Origin of the sequence: Streptomyces sp. TM32 (assembly GCF_004122755.1) — a bacterium.
In the GTDB taxonomy this organism is placed as follows: domain Bacteria; phylum Actinomycetota; class Actinomycetes; order Streptomycetales; family Streptomycetaceae; genus Streptomyces; species Streptomyces sioyaensis.
This window is the reverse complement of sequence record NZ_SDIG01000104.1, coordinates 1-22549: the sequence shown is the minus strand read 5'-3', so window position 1 is coordinate 22549 and position 22549 is coordinate 1. Positions and strand designations below refer to the sequence as shown.

Annotated in this window: 17 protein-coding genes; 12 read left to right on the top strand and 5 right to left on the bottom strand. The window is 73.2% G+C overall.

What is annotated here, in order from left to right:
- Positions 1-99: 99 nt before the first annotated feature.
- Positions 100-1005 (top strand): DNA-3-methyladenine glycosylase, encoded by a 906-nt coding sequence (locus EST92_RS21355; RefSeq protein ID WP_129282464.1) that lies wholly within the window; start codon positions 100-102, stop codon positions 1003-1005.
- A gap of 19 nt (positions 1006-1024) precedes the next feature.
- Here EST92_RS21355 and EST92_RS21350 read toward each other — a convergent pair whose 3' ends face one another.
- The 3 genes from EST92_RS21350 to EST92_RS21340 form a co-directional block, all read right to left on the bottom strand.
- Positions 1025-2353, bottom strand: coding sequence for a coenzyme F420-0:L-glutamate ligase (locus EST92_RS21350; protein WP_129282463.1), 1329 nt, complete (start codon positions 2351-2353; stop codon positions 1025-1027).
- Positions 2350-3330, bottom strand: a complete 981-nt coding sequence (gene cofD / locus EST92_RS21345; RefSeq protein WP_129282462.1) for a 2-phospho-L-lactate transferase — start codon at positions 3328-3330, stop codon at positions 2350-2352. Before cofD ends, EST92_RS21350 begins: the two co-directional genes overlap by 4 nt.
- Positions 3331-3398: 68 nt before the next feature.
- Positions 3399-3896, bottom strand: coding sequence for a cysteine dioxygenase family protein (locus EST92_RS21340; RefSeq protein WP_129282461.1), 498 nt, complete (start codon positions 3894-3896; stop codon positions 3399-3401).
- 716 nt (positions 3897-4612) lie between these two features.
- Here EST92_RS21340 and EST92_RS21335 point away from each other — a divergent pair.
- From EST92_RS21335 to EST92_RS21325, 3 genes are all read left to right on the top strand, one after another.
- Complete coding sequence (locus EST92_RS21335; protein WP_003983763.1) at positions 4613-4876, top strand: WhiB family transcriptional regulator; 264 nt, start codon at positions 4613-4615, stop codon at positions 4874-4876.
- Between the two features lie 313 nt (positions 4877-5189).
- Positions 5190-8996 carry a glycosyltransferase family 2 protein gene (locus EST92_RS21330; RefSeq protein WP_129282460.1) on the top strand — a complete coding sequence of 1269 codons (3807 nt, stop codon included), beginning with the start codon at positions 5190-5192 and terminating at the stop codon, positions 8994-8996.
- Complete coding sequence (locus EST92_RS21325; RefSeq protein ID WP_129282459.1) at positions 8993-10594, top strand: DUF5719 family protein; 1602 nt, start codon at positions 8993-8995, stop codon at positions 10592-10594. Before EST92_RS21330 ends, EST92_RS21325 begins: the two co-directional genes overlap by 4 nt.
- Before the next feature lie 33 nt (positions 10595-10627).
- On the opposite strand, the gene EST92_RS21320 is transcribed toward EST92_RS21325, so the two are convergent.
- A complete protein-coding gene (locus EST92_RS21320) occupies positions 10628-11017 on the bottom strand; it encodes a metallopeptidase family protein (RefSeq protein WP_129282458.1) in 390 nt (129 codons plus the stop codon).
- Between the two features lie 328 nt (positions 11018-11345).
- Between EST92_RS21320 and EST92_RS21315 the strand changes: the two genes are divergently transcribed.
- The 6 genes from EST92_RS21315 (at position 11346) to EST92_RS21290 (ending at position 17259) form a co-directional block, all read left to right on the top strand.
- Positions 11346-11792 (top strand): DUF3499 domain-containing protein, encoded by a 447-nt coding sequence (locus EST92_RS21315; RefSeq protein ID WP_129249643.1) that lies wholly within the window; start codon positions 11346-11348, stop codon positions 11790-11792.
- An 85-nt stretch (positions 11793-11877) separates the two neighbouring features.
- Positions 11878-13236, top strand: a complete 1359-nt coding sequence (locus EST92_RS21310; protein ID WP_129282457.1) for a phosphomannomutase/phosphoglucomutase — start codon at positions 11878-11880, stop codon at positions 13234-13236.
- 226 nt (positions 13237-13462) lie between these two features.
- The gene (locus tag EST92_RS21305) at positions 13463-13660 is read left to right on the top strand and encodes a Trm112 family protein (protein WP_093483520.1); all 198 of its coding nucleotides are present in this window, start codon (positions 13463-13465) and stop codon (positions 13658-13660) included.
- 76 nt (positions 13661-13736) lie between these two features.
- Positions 13737-14873, top strand: coding sequence for an SIS domain-containing protein (locus EST92_RS21300; RefSeq protein WP_129282456.1), 1137 nt, complete (start codon positions 13737-13739; stop codon positions 14871-14873).
- 73 nt (positions 14874-14946) lie between these two features.
- The gene (manA, locus tag EST92_RS21295; protein ID WP_129282455.1) at positions 14947-16152 is read left to right on the top strand and encodes a mannose-6-phosphate isomerase, class I; all 1206 of its coding nucleotides are present in this window, start codon (positions 14947-14949) and stop codon (positions 16150-16152) included.
- A 147-nt stretch (positions 16153-16299) separates the two neighbouring features.
- A complete protein-coding gene (locus EST92_RS21290) occupies positions 16300-17259 on the top strand; it encodes a cation diffusion facilitator family transporter (protein ID WP_129282454.1) in 960 nt (319 codons plus the stop codon).
- A 216-nt stretch (positions 17260-17475) separates the two neighbouring features.
- Here EST92_RS21290 and EST92_RS21285 read toward each other — a convergent pair whose 3' ends face one another.
- Positions 17476-19629, bottom strand: a complete 2154-nt coding sequence (locus tag EST92_RS21285; protein WP_129282453.1) for a fructose-specific PTS transporter subunit EIIC — start codon at positions 19627-19629, stop codon at positions 17476-17478.
- 436 nt (positions 19630-20065) lie between these two features.
- Here EST92_RS21285 and ahcY point away from each other — a divergent pair, with 436 nt between their 5' ends.
- Positions 20066-21523 carry an adenosylhomocysteinase gene (gene ahcY / locus EST92_RS21280; protein WP_129282452.1) on the top strand — a complete coding sequence of 486 codons (1458 nt, stop codon included), beginning with the start codon at positions 20066-20068 and terminating at the stop codon, positions 21521-21523.
- Between the two features lie 168 nt (positions 21524-21691).
- Positions 21692-22306 carry a hypothetical protein gene (locus tag EST92_RS21275; protein WP_129282451.1) on the top strand — a complete coding sequence of 205 codons (615 nt, stop codon included), beginning with the start codon at positions 21692-21694 and terminating at the stop codon, positions 22304-22306.
- The last annotated feature ends 243 nt before the right edge of the window (positions 22307-22549 follow it).

Below are 22549 nucleotides of genomic sequence, written 5' to 3'. Positions count from 1 at the left end.
CTGGGGCGGCGCAGATACGGCAGATCGTCGGGGGTCAGGACGGGGGCCGTACGGACCGCCTCGTCGACCGCTGTCACACCCATCGCCTAATCTGGCCGCATGCCCGTCCGTACCTGGGTTCCGCCCGGCCCGTTCGACCTGCACCGCACGCTGGGTGTGCTGCAGCGCGGCCCGGGCGACCCCGCGTTCGCGGTGCGCGGCGGCGAGCTGTGGCGCGCCTCCCGTACCCCCCAGGGCCCCGGCACCCTGCGCCTGGCGGCCCGCCCCGCGGACGGCCGGGTCGAGGCCGAGGCCTGGGGCCCGGGCGCCGCATGGCTGCTGGAGCAGCTGCCCGAGCTGCTGGGGGAGCGCGACGACCCGGAGCGGCTGACCGCCCGGCACCGCATCGTCCATGAGGCGCGGCGCCGCCACCCCGGCGTCCGGCTCGCGCGCACCGGCCTGGTCCTGGAGTCGCTGATCCCCTCGGTCCTGGAGCAGAAGGTCACCAGCGACGAGGCCTACCGCGCCTGGCGGCTCCTCCTGCAGCGGCACGGCGAGCCCGCTCCCGGGCCCTGGGAGCGGATGCGGGTGATGCCCGAGCCGCGCGGCTGGGCGCTGATCCCGTCCTGGGAGTGGCACCGCGCGGGCGTCGACGCCAAGCGCTCCGGCGCGATCCTGCGCGCGGTGCGGGCCGCCCGCCGGATGGAGGAGGCCGCGCGGATGGATCTCGCCGAGGCCACCCGCCGGCTCACGGCGATACCGGGCATCGGCCCGTGGACCGCCGCGGAGACGCTCCAGCGCACCCTCGGCGCCCCGGACGCGATCACGGTCGGCGATCTGCACCTGCCGAAGATCATCGGCTATGCCCTCACCGGCCGCCGCGGCACCACCGACGAGGAGATGCTCGACCTCCTCGCCCCCTACGAGGGCCAGCGGCACCGCGCGGCCCGGCTGATCCTGCTCTCCGGCCGCGTTCCGCCGCGCCGCGCCCCGCGCTTCCCGGTGGGGGACATCGCCCGGCTGTGAGCCCGCACGCGGGCCCCGGTCAGCGCACGGCGACGAACTCGTCGGCGGTGCGCGGCGGCCGCGGCCCCGGCGGCCCGGCGGGATGCCCGATGGCCACCGCCCCCATCGGCTCCCAGCCCGCGGGCAGTTCGAGCACGTCGCGGACCACGTCCTTGCAGAACATCGTCGACGACACCCAGGCGGAGCCGAGCCGTTCGCCCGCCAGTGCCACCAGGAAGTTCTGGATCCCCGCGCCATGGGCCACGAGGAACATCTCGCGCTCGGCCGTGCTCCGCCGCGCGTCGGGGTAGTGGTGCGCGCCGTCCGTGACCAGGCACGGCACCGCCAGATACGGCGCGGCCCGCAACACGTCACCGCGCCGCACCCGCGTGGCGACGGCCTCCGCGGACTTCCCGTCCGTCCGCAGATCCGCGATCCAGGCGTCCCGCATCGCGTCCAGGAGCTGCTCGCGCGCGGCCGCCGACTCCAGGAGCACGAACCGCCACGGCGTGGTGTGGTGCGGCGCCGGGGCGGTGAGAGCCGCCGCCACCGCGCGCCGGACCGCCCCCGGATCGACCGGCTCGCCGGTGAAGGCACGGACCGTACGCCGCGCCGTCACCGCTTCGCGTACGGCCTCCGAGGTGCCCAGCCGGAACATGTCGTCCTCGGCGGTGCGCACCATGGCGCGCGCCCCGGCGCCGTCGCCCGGCTCCCCGACGAGGTGCCCCAGCCCGCGCACCACCGCGACCGGCAGCCCGGCCGCCTTGCCCTTCACCAGGTCCCCGGCGGCGGCCAGTTCGTCCGCGGTGGCCACCACCGTCGCGCTGAGCGGATTGCCGTGGGCATCGGTGCCGCCGCGCAGATCGTCCAGCACCCGCACGCCGGCGGCACCGATGGCGACATCGGTGAGCCCGTTGCGCCACGGCCGCCCGAAGGTGTCGCTGATGACGACCCCGACGTCGACACCGAGGGTGGTGCGCAGCCCCGCCCGCAGGGCGCGCGCCGAGGCGTCCGGGTCCTCGGGCAGCAACAGCACCGTTCCCCGCGGGGTGTTGGAGGCATCCACGCCGGCCGCGGCCATCACCAGGCCCTGCCGGTTCTGCACGATCCGCAGGGTGCCGCGGCGCGCCACCACCCGCACCGTCTCCCGGTCGATCGCCGCCTCGCGGTCGTCGGCCTCGACCACCCGGCCCTCGGCCTTGCTGACGATCTTCGAGGTCACCAACAGCACGTCGCCGTCGACGAGTTGCGGCAGACCGCCGGAGGTCACCGCCGCGGCGATCAGCTTCACGAGATCGTCGCCGGGCCGCACCTCGGGCAGGCCCGGCAGCGCCCACACCCGGTAACCGGGCACGGCGGGGTCGCTCACGCCCGGACCTCCTCGGCCAGCGCCAGCGCCTCGCGCACCATCGCGGCCGTGGCGTCCGTGTCGGTCATCATCAGCGGCACGGCCCGGCAGCGGATCCCGGCCGCCTCGACCTCGGCCACCGCGCCCTCGTCGGACGAGTCGACCAGCCAGCCGTCCAGCAGCCCGGACCCGTAGTGGCAGGCGACGGCCGCGGCGGTCGACTCGACCCCCACCGCGGCCAGTACCTTGTCGGCCATCCCGCGCACCGGGGCGTCGCCGACGATCGGCGAGAGGCCGACCACCGGCACCCCGGCGTCCGCGATGGCCTCCCGGATGCCCGGCACCGCCAGGATCGTGCCGATGCTGACCACCGGGTTGGACGGCGGGAACAGCACCACGTCCGCCTCGGCGATGGCCTCCAGCACGCCCGGCGCCGGCTTGGCCTGATCGGCGCCGACCGGCACCACGGCATGCGCGGGCACCGAGGCGCGCAGCCGCACCCAGTACTCCTGGAAGTGGATCGCCTTGCGCTCACCGGCCCCCGCGGCGGAATCGCTGTCGGGTTCCGTGACGGCGACGTGGGTCTCGACCCGGTCGTCGGACATCGGCAGCAGCCGCACCCCGGGCTTCCAGCGCGCGCACAGCGCCTCGGTGACGGCGCTGAGCGGATAGCCGGCGCTCAGCATCTGGGTCCGCACGATGTGGGTGGCGAAGTCCCGGTCGCCCAGCCCGAACCACTCGGGCCCGACGCCGTAGGCGGCCAACTCCTCCTTCACCTTGAAGGTTTCGTCACCGCGTCCCCAGCCCTGCTCCTCGTTGATGCCGCCGCCGAGCGTGTACATCACGGTGTCGAGGTCGGGACACACCTTGAGCCCGAACAGATGGATGTCGTCGCCGGTGTTGCCGATGACGGTGATGTCCGCGTCCGGAGCCGCTGCCTTCAGTCCCCGCAGAAAGCGGGCGCCGCCGATACCGCCGGCCAGAACCACGATTCGCATGGGCCCAGTGTGTCAGTCGCCGGCGGGGCGAGGAGGAGCGGTGGCCGGGACGAATGGGAGGGCGGCGGTCAGGGAGCGGCGGTCTCCAGGGCCGAGGGGGTGCAGTGGGGTGCCCCGTGCATCGGCATCTCGGTCAGGCCGGGGAAGTAGATGTGCAGGCTGACGGCCGGGGTCAGGGCGTCATTGACGACCTCGTGGACGTAGCCGGGGGCGAACACCCGCTGGGCGCCGGCGGTGAGCGTACGGCGCCCGGTCCCGGCGCGCTCGGTCAACTCGCCCTCCAGGACGGTCAGCACACCGGAGGACGGCCCGTGGTCGTGCCGGCCGCTGCCCTGGCCCGGCACCCAGCTCAGCAGCCACACCTCGTAGCCAGGCCCGGTGCGCAGCCGGTGGTACCAGCGGCTGGTCGTGTCGTAGCGGACGAGGTGCGCCCAGGCGCCGCGATCGGCGGCGATCGAGCGGGCCAGCCCCACGAAGCCGGCGACGGTGGCCGGGTGGGCGGGGACGGGCGGCAGCAGGTGGGGGATGGCGAGCGGATCGCCGGCGATCTGGACGTCGCTGTTCATGGGGTTTCGGGTTCCTCGGCGGACGTGCTGGGTGACGCTCGGGAGAGCGCCCAGCGTGAGCTGGGAGGCTGCGACACGGTGCGGGCCTTCCCTGTGGGGGGCGCGGCACGGTGGCGCGGAGCAGGGGCGCTGCGGGGTGGTGCGAGCGGAAAAGCTGGAGCTCAGTGGCTTCGACAGCTGGAACAGCGACAGCGAGCCTGCGCAGCACAGAGCGACCCGTAGGCACGGGACAGTCGGAGCGCGGGGGTCACTGGCATGCGGTCAAGGAGACCGGGTTCGCGGCGCGATGTCAACTGGACGTCTGGTTTGCCGCAAATCTTTCACCTCATCCGGTTACTCCGCCCGGCGAAAGGTTTGTGCAGTCTCCGACCCGGAGACATCGACCGGCAACCGCACCCTCAAACGCCGTTGCGGCCCCGTGATCCTTCTGTGATCTCCCCCGCTTCGGCACGCGGGGGTGCAACGTGAATGCCGCCTGTACGCGTCTCGGTAAGTGAAGGGGATGCGCCGGGGGGTACCGCCCGGGGAAGTGTCCTGGTTTTTACTGATTTGAACACTTTCCGCATAGGCTTGGTTCCGCCGAGTGAATAAGAGGCCCAATAGCAGATCTCGGCTTGACTGGCCCGGATCACCACACTTGTAATTTCACTCGTGTCGTTCAGCCGAAATCGATCACGGCTTGATCACGGGGACGTAAAGACAGACGAGGGGCGCACATGACCGAGCTGTTCCAGGAATTGCTGGTCGAGGAGGCGGATGAGGAGCTCGGCTGGCAGGAGCGCGCACTGTGCGCCCAGACCGACCCCGAGTCCTTCTTCCCGGAGAAGGGTGGCTCCACCCGCGAGGCCAAGAAGGTCTGTCTCGCCTGCGAAGTCCGGTCCGAATGCCTGGAGTACGCGCTCGCCAACGACGAGCGCTTCGGCATTTGGGGCGGCCTGTCCGAGCGCGAGCGGCGTCGGCTCAAGAAGGCCGCCGTCTGACGATGACCGCACAGCCACCCGCACCAAGGGCGCGCGGTCGCACGGACCACGCCGCCGTACCGCCTCAACTCCCCATATCCCCCTATAACGAACACTCCGCCTCCAGCGATCTTCTCGCCGGGGGCGGACTGCTGTACGGACCGGTCGGGGCGCCGGCGCGAACCATTAGTGTGGGGCCCCGTCCGAGATGCGCCGCCGCCCTGCCGGGCGCTCGCGTCGCCTCGTAGTCCGTCGCAGTGTCTTCCGGGGGCGGGTGCCCAGCGCGACTGCGCAACGGGTCCCGAACTCCCGGGTCCGGAGGGCCCGTACCTCGATGTCCGTGCACAGCCAGTCGGCGGCCCAGGCCGCCTCATATGCAGCCGCCACCCCAGAGTTCCCGCGGCACGTGGTCACCGCCGTGATCGTCTCCCATGACGGAGCCCGCTGGCTGCCCGATGCGCTCGGCGGCCTGCTCGGCCAGGAACGCCCGGTGCAGAACGTCATCGGCGCCGACACCGGCAGCGCGGACGACTCCGCCCAGCTGCTCGCCGAGGCCATCGGGGACCAGCGGGTGCTGCATCTCGCCCGTCGCTCCGGATTCGGCACCGCGGTCGACGAGGCGGTCCGTACGGCCCCCGTCCTGACCCCCGACGATCTGCCGTATCTGCGCCGCCCCAGCGGCTGGGACCCGGTCAGCCGCACCTGGCACGACGAGGCGTACGAGATGCCGGAGTTGCCGCACGGCGAACCGGTCCAGTGGCTGTGGCTGCTGCACGACGACTGCGCACCCGAGCCGGACGCGCTCGCCGAGCTGCTGCGGGTCGCCGACGCCAGCCCCTCCACCGTGATCGTCGGACCCAAGCTGCGCAGCTGGTACGACCGCCGGCAGCTGCTCGAAGCCGGTGTCAGCATCGCCCGCAGCGGTCGCCGTTGGACCGGCCTGGACCGCCGCGAACAGGACCAGGGCCAGCACGACCAGGTGCGCCCGGTGCTGTCCGTCTCCACCGCGGGCATGCTCATCCGCCGCGACGTCTACGAGGAGTTGGGCGGCTTCGACCGCCGGCTGCCGCTGATGCGCGACGACGTCGATCTGTGCTGGCGCGCCCAGGCGGCCGGCCACCAGGTCCTGGTCGCGCCGGACGCGATCCTGCGGCACGCCGAGGCCGCCGCCCGCGAGCGCCGCCCCATCGACTGCGTCGGCCGCAGTGTCGCCAACCCACACCGCGTCGACAAGGGCGGCGCCGTCTACACCCTGCTCACCAACACCCGCGGCCGGACCCTCCCGTACGTCCTGCTGCGGCTGCTGATCGGCACCGTCCTGCGGGTCGTCGCCTACCTCGTCGGCAAGGTCCCCGGCCAGGCGCTCGACGAACTCGCCGGACTCTTCGGCACCCTGCTGCGGCCCGGCAAGATCCTCGCCGCCCGCAAGAGGAGGGGCCGGCCCACGGTCGAGGCGAGCGAACTGCGGCCGCTGTTCCCGCCACCCGGCGCGACGGTGCGCGCCACCGTCGAACAGGTCGCCGGCAATCTGGCCGGGCGGGCCGCCCCGGACGTCGCCTCGGCCGGCCGGCACGGCGCCGTCGAGTCCGGGCCGGGCGGTGACGACGCCGACTTCCTGGAGATCGAGCAGTTCGCCCGGCTCAAGCGGATCGCCCGCAAACCGGCACCGGTGCTCTTCCTCGTCCTGCTGCTGGTCTCGCTCGTCGCCTGCCGCGGACTGCTCGGTTCCGGCGCGCTGACCGGCGGCGCGATGCTGCCCGCGCCCGGCAGCGTGTCCGACCTGTGGTCGGCGTACCTCGACAGCTGGCACGCGGTCGGCGTCGGCGACAGCGCCTCCGCGCCGCCCTACCTGGCGGTCGTCGCCCTGGTGTCGAGCATCTTCTTCGGCTCCACCGGCTTCGCCGTCACCCTGCTGCTGGTCTGCTCCGTCCCGCTGGCCGGCCTCACCGCCTACTTCGCCTCCCGGCCGCTGGTCGCCTCCCGGCTGCTGCGGGCCTGGGGGAGCATCGCCTACGCCTTTCTGCCGGCGGCCGCCGGAGCGCTGGCCGGCGGGCGGCTGGGCACGGCGGTGCTCGCCATCCTGCTGCCGCTGATGGCGCGCGCCGGGGTCGCCGCGAGCGGGCTGCGGCTGCCGCTGGGCACCCGGCCCAGCTGGCGGGCGACCTGGGCGTACACGCTGCTGATCACCTTCACCACGGCCTTCACGCCGGTCGTCTGGCCGATCGCGGTGCTGCTCGGGGCCGGCCTGCTGGTGCTGCGCCTCCTCGACGGCAGCCGCGACCACCTGCTCGCCTACGGGCTGCGCTTCCTGGCCGTGGTCCTCGCGCCGATGGTCGTGCTCGCGCCCTGGTCGCTGTCGCTGCTGACCCACCCCGGGCGCTTCTTCCAGGAGGCCGGGCTGGGCTACGGCGCCGGCTCCGCCTCCGTACTCGACCTCATCGGCCTCAGCCCGGGCGGCCCCAAGGCCGTGGGCGGGGTGCTGCTGTTCGGCATCGTGCTGGCCGCGCTCGCCGCGACGCTGCGCGACGAGCGGCAGCTCGCCATCCGTACCGCCTGGGCGGCGGCCCTGACCGGGCTGCTGCTCGCCGCGCTGGGCAACGGCTCCGGCTGGACCGGGCCCGCGATGCTCGTCTACGGGCTGGCGCTGCTGTGCGCCGCCGCGGTCGGCGCCGAGGGCATCCGCACCCGGATGGCCAACCTCGGCTTCGGCTGGAAGCAGCCGGTCGCCGTGCTGATCGCGCTGGCCTCGCTGCTCGCCCCGCTCTACGCCGCGGTCAGCTGGATGATCACCGGCGCGGCCGGTCCGCTGGAGCGCCGCAACCCCGAGCAGGTCCCGGCGTTCGTCGCCGAGGAGAGCGGCACCGCCGACCGGGCCCGCACGCTGGTCCTCGACGGCACGCCGGGCCATGTCGACTACTCGCTGGTCCGCGGCTCCGGTGCCCGGCTCGGCGATGCCGACCTGGCCGCCGAAGCGGGCGGGGACACGCGCCTGGGCGGCATCGTCGCCCACCTCGTGGCCGGCTCCGGCGCCGACCAGACCAACCAGCTCGGCGGCTATGCGGTCCGCTACGTCCTGGTCCGGGACGGGGCGCCGCGCGAAATGGGCCGGGTGCTGGACGCGACCCCGGGCCTGACCCGGCTCAGCCAGGACGACGGCAGCGCACTGTGGCGCGTCGACCGGCGGGTCTCGCGGCTCTCGATCGTCGCGGGCGAGGCCAAGGACGGCACCAGCGCCGCCGAGTCCGTGGCGCCCGTCGCCGTACCGGCCGGCCCCGTCGAGGCGCACACCAAGGTGCCGGACGGCGCCGACGGCCGGGTGCTGCGGCTCGCCGACGCCGCCGACGAGGGCTGGCAGGCCACCCTCAACGGCACCCCGCTCAAGCCCACGACCGTCGACGGCTGGGCCCAGGGCTTCGCGCTCCCCGCGGGCGGCGGCACCCTCGACCTCACCCACGAGAACCCGCTCGGCCACACCCTCTGGCTGTGGGCGCAGGGCCTGCTCGCCGTCGTCCTGGTGGTGCTGGCCCTGCCGGGCCGCCGCCGGGAGATCGACGACGACCTGCCCGAGGACGCGGCCGTCGCCCAGGCCGCCGCGGCCTCCGGCGACGGCCGCCGGGCCCGGCGCCTGCGCGCCCAGGCCGAGGCCGCCGGCGCCCCCGACGCGGCGGGCGCCGGCGCCCCCGCGGCACCCGAGGGCGAGCAGCCCTTCGACCCGGCCGCCGACCCGGCGGCCGGCGCGGTCCCCGTCGCGGAGCCCGGCGCCGGCGACCCGTCCCCGGTCTTCGACCAGGGATACCCCCACGGGGCGGTGCCGCAGCAGCCGTCGTACGACCAGTGGCCGGCCGCCCCGCAGGCCGCGCCCGACGGGCAGCAGCCCTACGCCCCCGCCGACCCCTACCAGGCCGGGCAGTACGGGCAGCAGACCTACCCGCCGGCGGATCCCTACCAGGCCACCGACCAGTACGCCGCGGACCCCTACCAGGCGGGCGCCTACGACCCGTACGGGTACGGGCAGCAGCAACAGCAGCAGTACGGCGACGGCGGCCCGCAGCATCAGCAGCCCTACGACGACGGCGCCCCGTATCCCGGGTACCCCGGCTCCTACTCCGAGCAGCGCCGTGACGGGAGCGACCAGCAGTGAAGCGCACCATGATGTCCCTGATCGGCGTGGCCGCCGCGCTGGGCGCCGTCACCGGCGTCGCCGCCGTGACCGCCCCGGGCGGCGGCGCCCAGGAGGCGCCCCGCAGCAGCTCCCGGCTGCCCGTCCAGCGCTCCGCGCTGCTCTGCCCGGCCCCGACCTCCTCCGAGGTCGGCCGGACCGACTACACCGCCTTCGCCCCCAAGGGCGCCGCGGCCGGCGCGGACGGCAAGAAGGGCACCGCCGCACTGCTGCCCGCCGGGACCGTCAAGGACGCCGGCGGCGGCAGCGACAACGGCAAGGGGAAGGGCAAGAAGAGCAGCGGCAAGGGTGGCAAGGGCGCGGGCGGCGGTGCGGACTCCGCCGCCGGGCAGGCCGTCGCCCCGCGTGACACCAAGCCCGTCGTGCCCCTCCAGGAGGCCGGCAAGCCGGTGACCACGAGCACCGACAGCCCGGACGCCCCCGCCCTCGTCGGCGCGGCGGACGGCACCCTCGCCCCCGGCTGGACCGTCCAGCAGACCACCTCCGTCGCCGCCGGCTCGGGCCGCGGCCTCATGGGGCTGAGCTGCACCAGCCCTGACACCACGTTCTGGTTCCCGGGCGTCAGCACCGCCACGGACCGCCAGGACTACGTCCACCTGACCAACCCCGATCCGACCCCGGCCGTCGTCGACCTCCAACTCCGGGGCAAGGACGGGGCGTTGGGGGGCTCGGCGGGGGAGGACATCACCGTCCCGCCGCACGCCACGGTCCCCGTCCTGCTCTCCACCCTGACCAGCGCCCCCACCACCAACGCGTCCTTGCAGGTCGTCGCCCGCGAGGGCCGGATCGGCGCGGCCGTGCAGGCCACCGACGGCAAGCTCGGCAGCGACTGGCTGCCGGCCGCCGCCGACCCGTCGCCGAGCGTGGTGCTGCCCGGCATCCCGAAGGACGCCACCTCCGTCCGGCTGGTCGCCCTCGCCCCCGGCGAGTCCGACGCCGACCTCAAGGTGCAGCTGGCCACTCCGACCGGGCTGATCACTCCGGCCGGTCTGGAGAGCCTGCACCTCAAGAGCGGGATGACCACCGCGGTGGACCTCAAGGACGTCACCAAGGGCGAGGCCGGCTCGCTGGTGCTCACCCCCTCCGACGGCGGTTCCAAGGTCCCGGTCGCGGCCGCACTGCGGGTGACCCGCGGCAAGGGCGCCAAGCAGGAGATGGCCTTCATCCCGGCGACCCGGCCCGTCGAGCAGCGCGCCACCGCCGCCGACAACCGCGACAAGGGCAGCACCCTCTCGCTGGTCGCACCAGAGAAGGGCAAGGACGCCAAGGTGAAGGTCACCGCGTCGGCCGGCAGCGGCGGCGGTACCCCGGTCACCAAGACGTACATGGTCAAGGGCGGCACCGGTCTCGATGTCGCCCCGCCGACCCCTCAGGGGCTGAAGGGGACCTACGCCCTGACCGTGGAACCGGCGGCCGGCAGCGGCCCCGTCTACGCGGCCCGCATGCTCTCCCGCCCCCAGGGCGGCGTGCCCGCCTTCACCGTCCAGACGCTGCCCGACGACCGGGGCACGGTCCTCGTCCCGACCGCGGGCCAGGATCTGTCGGTCCTCACGAAGTAACCGCGCACGCGCCCCCGGACCCGCGCGACGGCCTCAGTCCTGGCCGTAGCGCGGGTCCACCGATTCCGGGGCCAGTCCCAGGAGTTCGGCGACCTGCTCGACCACCACTTCATGGACCAGGAACGCCCGCTCGTCACGGCTCTTCGTCCGGATCTCCACCGGCCTGCGGTAGATCACGATCCGGTCGCGATGTCCGCCCGCGGCCGGCAGCACCCGCCCCAGCGGCACGGTCTCCGCGTCGGCGGCCGCGTCCGGCCCGTCGTCCGGGCCGGAACCGGGCACGTCGAGGATCAGGAAGTCAACCTGGGAGAGCTGCGGCCAGCGCCGCTCCAGCCGGTCCCGGGAGTCGTAGACAAGATCCACGAAGGCGTCGGCACGGGTCACCGAGAGCGGCACCTGGGGCGGTGCGATCGGGCCGCGCATACCGCGGCCGTGGCGGTCGCGGCGGCGGAGCCGTGGCTGTGCCGGTCGGGGGGGTACGGGACTGTCCATCAGCATCGAGCGTAGCCGTCAAGGACCCTCGGACACCGGGGAGCGCGACAAGACGTGGCATGTCGTCGACTGACCGGACCTGTCCGTCTCGATTTCCCTTGCCGCTCTGAATGAGATCGCAGATCGACAGCGGAATGGCAGGAAATGCATGGAGTCGTGACGGGATTCCTCGCCGTGGGCCGTCCGACCCCGCCCGTCCGGACCAGGTCAGGTCGAGCGGGTGCAGGTCAGACGCATCGGACGAAGCGGGACGACACGGTTGGGTGAGCCTGGGGAGAGTCGTCGCGGCCCGCTCAAGAGTGCGGTACCGTCCAACGTCGTGAGCCCTGTACGTCGCTGTTCGCGCACTGCGTGCGGCCGCCCCGCCGTCGCAACGCTGACGTACGTCTATGCGGATTCGACCGCCGTGCTCGGACCGCTCGCCACCTACGCCGAACCGCACTGCTACGACCTGTGCGCCGAGCACTCCGAGCGGCTGACCGCGCCCCGTGGCTGGGAGGTCGTCCGCCTCGCCCTCGACTCGGGCCCGGCCCGCCCCAGCGGCGACGATCTCGAAGCCCTGGCGAACGCCGTCCGCGAGGCGGCCCGCCCCCAGGAACGCGCCGCCGGCGCCGGTGGCGCGCCCGCCTCCGGCGACCGTGACACCCACCCCATGGAGGTCGCCCGCCGCGGCCATCTGCGGGTGCTGCGCTCGCCGGATTCCTGAGCCCCGCCCACCGGCCGGGTACCCGTCCCGCGCCCCGGCCCGCCCGGTAGGTTGGGAGCCCCAAGGACTCCAGGAGGGCAGGCTTGTGGCTGATCTGTCGCAGATCGTGAAGGCGTACGACGTACGCGGTGTCGTCCCCGCCCAGTGGGACGAATCGCTCGCGGAGTTGTTCGGCGCGGCCTTCACCGAGGTCACCGGCGCGGACGCGATCGTGATCGGGCACGACATGCGGCCCTCCTCACCCGGCCTGTCCGGTGCCTTCGCCCGCGGTGCCTCGGCCCGCGGCGCCACGGTCACCCTGATCGGCCTCTGCTCCACCGACGAGCTGTACTTCGCCAGCGGTGCACTGGGCCTGCCCGGCGCCATGTTCACCGCCTCGCACAACCCGGCCCGGTACAACGGCATCAAGATGTGCCGGGCGGGCGCGGCGCCGGTCGGCCAGGACACCGGACTCGCCGAGATCCGCGCGCTGGTGGAGCGGTGGTCGGACGAGGGCGCCCCGCAGCCGGCCGCCCACACCGGCACGATCACCCGGCGCGACGTCCTGGGCGAATACGCCGCCCATCTGCGCGGACTGGTGGACCTCAGCGGCATCCGTCCGCTGAAGGTCGTGGTGGACGCGGGCAACGGCATGGGCGGGCACACCGTACCGACCGTCTTCGAGGGCCTGCCGCTCGAACTGGACGCCATGTACTTCGAGTTGGACGGCTCGTTCCCCAACCACGAGGCCAACCCGCTGGATCCGAAGAACATCGTCGATCTCCAGGCGCGGGTGCGCGAGACCGGCGCCGACCTCGGCCTCGCCTTCGACGGCGACGCCGACCGCTGCTTCGTCGTCGACGAGCACGGCGACCCGGTCTCCCCGTCCGCGATCACCGCCCTGGTCGCCGCCCGCGAGCTGGCCAAGCACCCCGGCGGCACGGTCATCCACAACCTGATCACCTCCTGGTCGGTGCCGGAGGTCGTCAAGGAGAACGGCGGCAAGCCGGTCCGCACCCGCGTCGGGCACTCCTTCATCAAGGAGGAGATGGCCAGGACCGGCGCGATCTTCGGCGGCGAGCACTCCGCGCACTACTACTTCCGCGACTTCTGGAACGCCGACACCGGCATGCTCGCCGCGATGCACGTCCTGGCGGCCCTCGGCGGCCAGCAGGGCCCGCTGTCGGAGCTGGTCGCGCAGTACGACCGGTACGCTGCCTCCGGCGAGATCAACAGCACCGTCGACGACCAGGCCGGCCGGCTCGCCGCGCTCAAGGCGGCCTACCAGGACCGCGCCGGCACCACCCTCGACGAGCTGGACGGGCTGACCGTCACCGCCGACGACTGGTGGTTCAACGTGCGTGCCTCGAACACCGAGCCGCTGCTCCGGCTGAACGTCGAAGCCAGGGACGCCGCCACCGTCGACCGGGTCCGCGACGAGGTACTGGCGATCATCCGCGCCTGAACCCCGGGCCGAGCCCCGGCGCCCGCACCGGCCGCTCGCCCCGGCCAGGCCGCCCGGCCCGGGGCCGCCCGGGAAACCGGAGGGCATCTCCGGGCGGGGTGGGCGGCCACCGCATCCCTGCCGCCCGCCCCGCCGCTCACCACCCCGAATCTCCGCCGGGCAGGCCCCGGGCCCCCGTCCGGCGGTACGCTGGCCACGCCGCAACCGCCCCGAAGGAGCAGCATCCATGCCGGTCGAAGCCAGCTTGATCCAGATCCTCGCCTGCCCGGCGTGCCACGCCCCGCTGGAGGACCGGACCGACGCCCCTTCGGGCCCCGCTTCCGAACCCGAGCTGCTCTGCACCTCCGGCGACTGCGGCCTCGCCTACCCCGTCCGGGACGGCATCCCCGTGCTCCTCGTCGACGAAGCCCGCCGCCCCGCCTGACCGAGCGGCCGCCGGGTCTTTCGCCCGGCTCCGCCCGTTTCCCCGCCCGTACCGGCGATCGGAGGCCGCGCCCACCATGCTCGACGAGTCACTCCTCGACACCCCTGACGCACTGGCGGGCGCCGACCGCTTCGGTCTGCTGCGCGGCGTCGCCGAATCCGGCGCCCGGGTCCGCACCGCCGCCCGCGGCGCCGCCGAATCCGGCATCCACGAGCTGACCCCCGACGGGCGCCCACGCACCGTGCTCGTCGCCGGGCCCGGCCCGGCCGCGGCCGGTGTGGCAGACCTGCTCAGGGCGCTCGGCCGCGGCAGCTGCCCGGTCACCCTCATCCCGCCCACCGGCGTCGCCCCGCTGCCCGGGGCGCTGCGCTGGACCCTGCCCGGCTGGGCCGGGCCCCTGGACCTGCTGCTGCTCCCCGGCCCGGACGCCGCCGACCCCGGCCTCGCCGAGCTGGTCGAGCAGGCCTACCGCCGCGGCTGCGCCGTCGTCGCCGTCACCCCGAAGGGCGGCCCGCTCGCCGAAGCCGTCGTCCAGGCCCGCGGCCTCGCCGTACCGCTGGCGACCACCCCCTACGACGCCGAATTCGACGTCGAGGGCGCCCCGCCGGCCGCCCCCGGCACCCTGTGGTCGGTGCTCATCCCGCTGCTCTCGCTCGCCGACCGGATCGGCCTGCTCAGTGCCCCGCCGGAGGCCCTGGGCAAGCTCGCCGACCGCCTGGACCAGATCGCCGAGCGCTGCGGTCCGGCCATCCCGACCTACACCAACCCCGGAAAGACGCTGGCCGCCGAGCTCGCCGACGCGCTCCCGCTGCTCTGGACCGAGGGCACCATCGCCGGCGCCGTCGGCCGGCACTTCGCCACCGAACTGGCCGGGCTGGCCGGCCGCCCCGCCCTCGTCGCCGAGCTGCCCGAGGCGCTCGCCACCCACCGCACCCTGCTGGCCGGCGCCCTGGCCGCCGGCGCGGACCCGGACGACTTCTTCCGCGACCGGGTCGAGCAGCCCCCCGCGATGCACGCCAGGGTCGTGCTGCTGCGGGAGGAGGAGCCGGGCCCGCTGTCCGCCACCCGCGCCGCCCAGGCCCTCGCCGAGGAGCGCGACACCGCCGTCAGTGAGCTGGAGCCGGACCTCGGCAGCGATCTGGAGAAGGCCGCGGAGCTTCTCGCCATCGTGGATTTCGCCGCCGTTTACCTCGCGCTTGCCGGCACCGAGTGATCTGGACGGCCGGCCCGCCTCCGCAGGCCAGGAACCCCGCCGTCCCGTACGACTGTCAGGAAGCAACCGACCCATGGACCGCCTCGCCAATACCGTGCGCCCCTACGCCTGGGGCTCCACCACCGCCCTCCCGGAGCTCCTCGGCACCGCGCCGACCGGCGAACCGCAGGCCGAGATGTGGATGGGCGCCCACCCCGGCGCCCCCTCCCGCATCGACCGCGGCGCGGGCCCGGTCTCCCTGGCCGAGGTGATCGACGCCGCCCCCGAGGCCGAGCTGGGCGCCGACGCCGTCCGTGCCTTCGGCTCCCGGCTGCCCTTCCTGCTCAAGCTGCTCGCGGCCGCCTCGCCGCTCTCCCTCCAGGTCCACCCCGATCTGGACCAGGCGCGCGAGGGCTTCGCCGACGAGGAGCGGCGCGGCGTCCCGATCGACGCCGGCCACCGCAACTACAAGGACGCCAACCACAAGCCCGAACTGATCGTCGCGCTCACCCCCTTCGACGGCCTGTGCGGCTTCCGGCACCCGGCGCAGACCGCGGACCTCCTGGCGGCCCTGGGCGTCGACGGCCTCAAGCCGTACGTCGACATCCTGCGCGCCAGTCCCGAGGAGGACGCCCTGCGCGAGGTGCTCACCGCCGTCCTGAGCGCCGAGCACCACGCCATCGCCGAGACCGTCGAGCAGGCCGCCGTCGCCGCCGGCCGCCTGGCGGACCGGGGCGGGCCACACGCCGACGACTACGCCGCCTACGCCGCCCTCGGCCACCACTACCCGGGCGACCCCGGCGTCCTCGCCGCGATGCTGCTCAACCACGTCCGACTCCAGCCCGGCGAGGCGCTGTTCCTCGGCGCCGGCATCCCGCACGCCTACCTGAGCGGCCTCGGCGTCGAGCTGATGGCCAACTCCGACAACGTGCTGCGCTGCGGTCTGACCCCCAAGCACGTCGACGTACCGGAGCTGCTGCGGGTGGTCCGCTTCGAGGCCGGCGACGCGGGCGTGCTGCGCCCCGAGGCCGTCGGCGGCGAGGAGGTCTACGAGACCCCTGTCGACGAGTTCCGCCTCTCCCGCTTCGCCCTGGCCCCCGGCGCCGCACCGCGCCCGCTGGTCTCCCGTACGCCGCAGATCCTGCTGTGCACGGCGGGCACGGTCCGGCTGCGGGACGGTGCGACCGACGCGGCGGCCGAGCTGGCCCTGGCCCCCGGCGAATCCGTCTTCGTACCGGCCGGGGAACCGCTCACGCTCGCCGGGGACGGCACCCTCTTCCGCGCGACGGTGGTCGTCTGACGCGGCGGCCGCGACGCTCACCGGGTGCCGTATCCCGTCCGCCAGGTGGCCTCCTGGCGGACGCCTCGGGCCGGGCTGCAACAATGACCGCCGCACGGCATTAAAGCGGCGGTAAAAACCGGACGACGGAAGGGACATGCGGCACCTATGAGCGCATCAGGCGGGACAAAGGCGATCGTTGCGGCGCTGGGCGCCAACCTGGCGATCGCCGCAGCGAAGTTCGTGGCCTTCGCCTTCAGTGGCTCGTCCTCGATGCTGGCCGAAGGCGTGCACTCCCTCGCGGACTCCGGCAACCAGGGCCTGCTGCTGCTCGGCGGCAAGAAGGCGAAGCGCGCGGCAACCGCGGAGCACCCCTTCGGCTACGGCCGGGAGCGCTACATCTACGGCTTTCTGGTCTCCATCGTCCTGTTCACCATCGGTGGCGTCTTCGCGCTCTACGAGGGCTACGAGAAGATCCACGCCCCGCACCCGCTGGAGGACTGGTACTGGCCGATCGGTGTCCTGGTCTTCGCGGTCATCGCCGAGGGCTTCTCCTTCCGTACGGCCATCAAGGAGTCCAACGAGCTGCGCGGCAAGCAGACCTGGACCCAGTTCGTCCGCCGCGCCAAGGCCCCCGAGCTGCCGGTCGTCCTGCTGGAGGACTTCGGCGCGCTGGTCGGTCTGGTCCTCGCGCTGGGCGGCGTCGGCATGACCCTCGCCACCGGTGACGGCATCTGGGACGGCATCGGCACCATGTGCATCGGCGCGCTGCTGGTGCTGATCGCCCTGGTGCTGGCCGCGGAGACCAAGTCGCTGCTGCTGGGCGAGGCGGCCGGGCCCGAGCAGGTCGCCAAGATCCGCGAGGCGGTCGTCGACGGCGAGGTCGTCACCGGCGTCATCCACATGCGCACGCTCCACCTCGGCCCCGAGGAGCTGCTGGTCGCCGCCAAGATCGCGGTACGGCACGACGACACCGCCACCCAGGTCGCCCGCGCCATCGACGCCGCCGAGGCCCGCATCCGTGCGGCCGTGCCGATCGCCCGGGTCATCTACCTGGAGCCGGACATCTACAACGAGGCCGCGGCCGCCGCGGGCGCCGACCCGTCGAAGACCCCCGGCGGGCACTGAACCGCATCTCCAAGACCCCCGGCGGGTACTGAGCCGCCCCGTCATCGAACGGCCCCCGCACTCCTGGCTTGAGTGCGGGGGCCGTTGCCGTACGGCGCCAAGCCGGTAGGTCACGGGGTGTCGACCAAGGAATACCGCCCCCGCACCGCCGCGTTGAGGCCCCGAGGGGGCGCTCGCAGCCCCTACGGGATGTGTTCGCCCCCGCCCTAGTGGACCTCAGTGGACCTCGCCGAGGGTACGCAGAATCGCCGCCGTGTCCTCCGCGCCCTGAAGCCGGGCCCGGAAGTCGCTGTCCATCAGCTTCCGCGACAGCAGCGACAGGATGCGCAGATGCTCGTCCCCGGCCGCCGCCTCCGGCACCGCGATCAGGAAGACCAGCTTGGCGAGCGTGCCGTCCGGCGAACCCCAGTCGATGCCGTCCGCGGACCGCGCGAAGCCTACGACCGGAGCCGTCACCGCGTCCGTCTTGGCGTGCGGGATGGCGATTTCCTCACCGAGCCCGGTGGTGCCCTGCGCCTCCCGCGCCAGCGCCACTCGCACCAGTTCCGCCACGTCAGCCACCTTGCCGGTGCCGGCCGCCAGCTCGGCCATCTCACGGATCGCCGCTTCCTTCTCGCCGGCGGCGAGCTGCGACCTGACGGTCTGCTCGGTCAGGTAGCCGGACAGCACCTGATCCGCAGCCCCGGCGGGCGCCTTCTCCTCCGTACGGGCCTCCGCCGCCGGAGCCTTGGCCAAGGTGGCCGTCGCCGTACCGCGGACGGCGCCTGCACCGGCATCTGTCCCCGTCCCGCTCCCGGCACCGGCGCTCGCGACGGCACCCGCTCCACCGGCTCCGGCTCCGGCTCCGGCCAGAGCGGGCACGCGGTTCAGCGAAGCCGCCGTGGCATTGCTCTTCCTGCGCTCCGAGACGTCGACCAACGTGACGGTGGTCAGCGCGGTGACCACCGTTCCGATGGCGACGGCGAGGAAGAACACCGGCATCCCGCCGACCGCACCCAGCACCGCCACGATCGGTCCGCCGTGCGGCACCGCGTCCGTCACCCCGGCCGTCCCCGCGACCGCACCGGCCACCGCGCCGCCGAGCATGTTCGCCGGAATGACCTGCGCGGGCCGCGCCGCGGCGAACGGGATCGCCCCCTCGGAGATCCCGAAGAGCCCCATGAACAGCGCCGCCATCCCCGTCTCCCGATCCTGCTCGGAGTACAGGCGGCGGCGGATCAGTGTGGCCAGCCCCTGGCCGAGCGGCATCACCGGGATCGCCGCGGCACACATCCCCATCACGGTCTGGTTGCCGGACGCGATCAGCCCCGCACCGAACAGGAACGCGGTCTTGTTGACCGGACCGCCCATGTCGAACGCGATCATCAGGCCGAGTATCGCGCCGAGCAGCACCGCACTGGACCCGGTCATGCCGCCGAGCCAGCCGGTGAGATGCGTGAACACCCAGGAGATCGGCCTGCCGATCACATAGATGAAGAAGAGTCCCAGCGCCGTGGTCGCCACGATCGGGATCACGATGATCGGCATGATCGGCCGGACGAACGCGGGGACCTCGACCTTCTTGATCCAGTGCACCAGATAGCCGGCCAGGAACCCGGTGACGATCGCGCCGATGAAGCCCGCGCCCGCCTTGGAGTCGTACAGCGCACCGGTGTTGGCGATCCAGCCGCCGATCATGCCCGGCACCAGCGCCGGCCGGTCGCCGATCGCATACGCGATATAGCCGGACAGGACCGGCACCATCAGCGTGAAGCCGATGACGCCGATGTCGTTCACATGCTTCCAGAACGACCCGTCGGGAATGACCAGACCGCCGTCGGCCTGCGGATGCCCGCCCACCGCCAGCGAGATCGCGATCAGCAGCCCGCCGACCACCACGAACGGGATCATGTAACTGACCCCGTTCATCAGTGCTTTGTACGTGACGCCGCGCTCCCTGCCGGCTCCGGCGCCCGCGGCCGCCCCAGCCGCGCCGCCGCCCGTACCGGCCCCGTCGGCCGTCTCGCTCCCGTACACCGGCGCGCTCTGCACCCGCTCGATCAGCCGCTCGGGGTGGCGGATGCCCTCGGCGACCCCGACCGACAGGACCCTCTTGCCGACGAAGCGGCTCCGGTCGACGTCCTTGTCCGCGGCGATGATGACGGCATCGGCGTCTCTGACATCGTTGTCGGAGAGAATGTTCTCAGCCCCGATGGAGCCCTGGGTCTCCACCTTGATCTCATGACCGAGCGCGCGGGCGGCCTGCGCCAGCTTCTCCGCGGCCATGTACGTGTGGGCGATACCGGTCGGGCAGGCGGTCACTGCGAGCAGCTTCAGCCCCTGCCCGCCCCTCCCCGCGCCCTTGGGGGGATCGGCTGGACTCGTCGTCACGTAGCTCTCCTTATGAACGTGCGCGCGGTCGTGCAGAAGCAGTCGTGCGGAGGTGCCCGCGCTGCACGCATCCTGCACGACGGCCCAGCGCGCGCACAGCCCCCGGGCCCCGGTCCGTACCGGTCGGAAACCCGGGCGCCGACTGCGCCGGGCGACCAACCGCCTTCCGCCCCCCGCCCGATGGCCGGGATCCCACTGAATCGGACCCTCCGGGCTGGGGTTCACTGGGCCGATCGGTGTAGATTCGTGACCAGTGCCAGACGTCGCTGCTGATGGCGGTCGGGCGGTCCGCACCCGGGCCGGCCGAGGGAGAGAGGGCCTCCGACGGACTGCGCTGCGGCCAGGGGGAGAGGTATGTGCGCTACCGCGTACGCTCGTATCTGCCCGCGCCGCAGACTGCCAGCCCATCCACCTCGACCATCGAGGAGCAGCACGCATGACGACAGCAGCCACCGGCCAGGACTTCAAGGTCGCCGACCTGTCCCTCGCCGCTTTCGGCCGCAAGGAGATCACCCTCGCCGAGCATGAGATGCCCGGTCTGATGGCGATCCGCAAGGAGTACGCCGCCGCCCAGCCCCTGGCCGGCGCCCGCGTCACCGGTTCCCTGCACATGACCGTGCAGACCGCCGTCCTGATCGAGACCCTGGTCGCCCTCGGCGCCGAGGTCCGCTGGGCCTCCTGCAACATCTTCTCCACCCAGGACCACGCCGCCGCGGCGATCGCGGTCGGTCCGAACGGCACGCCGGACGCCCCGGCCGGTATCCCGGTCTTCGCCTGGAAGGGCGAGACGCTGGAGGAGTACTGGTGGTGCACGGAGCAGGCGCTGACCTGGCCCGACTCGCCCACCGGCGGCCCGAACATGATCCTCGACGACGGCGGCGACGCCACGCTGCTGGTGCACAAGGGCGTCGAGTACGAGAAGGCCGGCAAGGTCCCGTCCGTGGAGACCGCGGAGAGCGACGAGCACCGCGCGATCCTGGAGCTGCTCACCCGCACGCTGGCCGAGTCGCCGCAGAAGTGGACGAACCTGTCCTCCGAGATCCGCGGTGTGACCGAGGAGACCACCACCGGCGTGCACCGTCTCTACGAGATGCACCGCGACGGTGACCTGCTCTTCCCGGCGATCAACGTGAACGACGCCGTGACGAAGTCGAAGTTCGACAACAAGTACGGCTGCCGGCACTCCCTGATCGACGGCATCAACCGTGCCACCGACGTCCTGATCGGCGGCAAGACCGCCGTGGTCTGCGGTTACGGCGATGTCGGCAAGGGCTGCGCGGAGTCCCTGCGCGGCCAGGGCGCCCGGGTGATCATCACCGAGATCGACCCGATCTGTGCGCTGCAGGCGGCGATGGACGGCTACCAGGTCACCACCCTGGAAGACGTGGTGGAGACCGCCGACATCTTCGTCACCACGACCGGCAACAAGGACATCATCCTGGCCTCGCACATGGCGCGGATGAAGCACCAGGCGATCGTCGGCAACATCGGTCACTTCGACAACGAGATCGACATGGCCGGCCTGGCGCAGCTCGAAGGCATCGTCAAGGACGAGGTCAAGCCGCAGGTGCACACCTGGACGCACCCCGACGGCAAGGTGCTGATCGTGCTGTCCGAGGGCCGTCTGCTCAACCTGGGCAACGCCACCGGTCACCCCTCCTTCGTGATGTCCAACTCGTTCGCGGACCAGACGCTGGCCCAGATCGAGCTGTTCACCAAGCCGCAGGAGTACCCGACCGACGTCTACGTGCTGCCCAAGCACCTCGACGAGAAGGTCGCCCGTCTCCACCTCGACGCCCTGGGCGTCAAGCTCACCGAACTGCGCCCGGAGCAGGCCGCCTACATCGGCGTCGAGGTCGAGGGCCCGTACAAGCCCGACCACTACCGCTACTGATCCAGTCGGCGATCACCAGCTGGTCGGCGCCGCCGACCAGCTGGTGATCGGCCACAGCAGCCGGTGACACCAGGCCCTCGCCCCTCACGGCGGGGGCCTGGCCCGTAAGGAGCCCACATATCCGCCCCGACGCACCGGCCCGTCGCCGCCCGAAGGACTGCACCTCTCATGCCACGCGGCCACTATTCCCTCCACGACCCGCACGATCACACCCCCCTGGGTGAAGAGCACTTCCACTGCGCCACCGGCCCCTCCGGCTGGCGCTACGTCTCCCAGACCGTCAGCCCCTCCGGCGACCACACCGGCTCCGTCGACCTCACCCTCGACGAACTCGGCCGCCCCCTCCGCCTCGAACTCCACGCCTCCGCCTGGCAGGTCCGCGGCGCGGCCCTGGAGGGCGTCACCTGGGTACGCACCGACCCGACCGGCGAACACGCCACCGAAGGCAACGTCCCCGCCCACGCCTTCACCGGCGCGTCCCCCGCCTTCCTCATCGCCACCGCCCGGCTGCTGCGCCCCGCCCTCGGCGCCGGCGCCGTCCGCACCCGCCTCGTCGCCTTCACACCCCCCGTCCTCGCCCCGCGCACTCTCGACCAGTCCTGGGCCCTGCTGAAGAGCACACCACACGCCACTGACAACGCCCCCCTCATCGCCGACGAATACCAGGTCAACGACCTGGAAACCGGCGAGCAGCACACCGTCCACATCACCGGCGACGTGGTCCTCTCCGCCCCCGGCATCGAACTCGAATCCCTCGACTCCCCCCCGTCGACCTTCCCCTGAACCGGCCCGGGCACCGGCAGGGCATGGCGGACTCACGGCACTGAAGGCCACGCGACACGGACGACTGCCGCACACGGACGCCCGCCTCATACGGCGCCGTGCGCCCCGTCTCATGCCGGCGGCGCAAATCCCGTACGCGACGGCCGCTCCTCACCGCCGCCCGCACCGCGGTCATGGCCACCACCGCCACGCTCGCGCCCACTGTGCAGTTCTCAAGCAACGACCAGCCACCCGTCACAACCC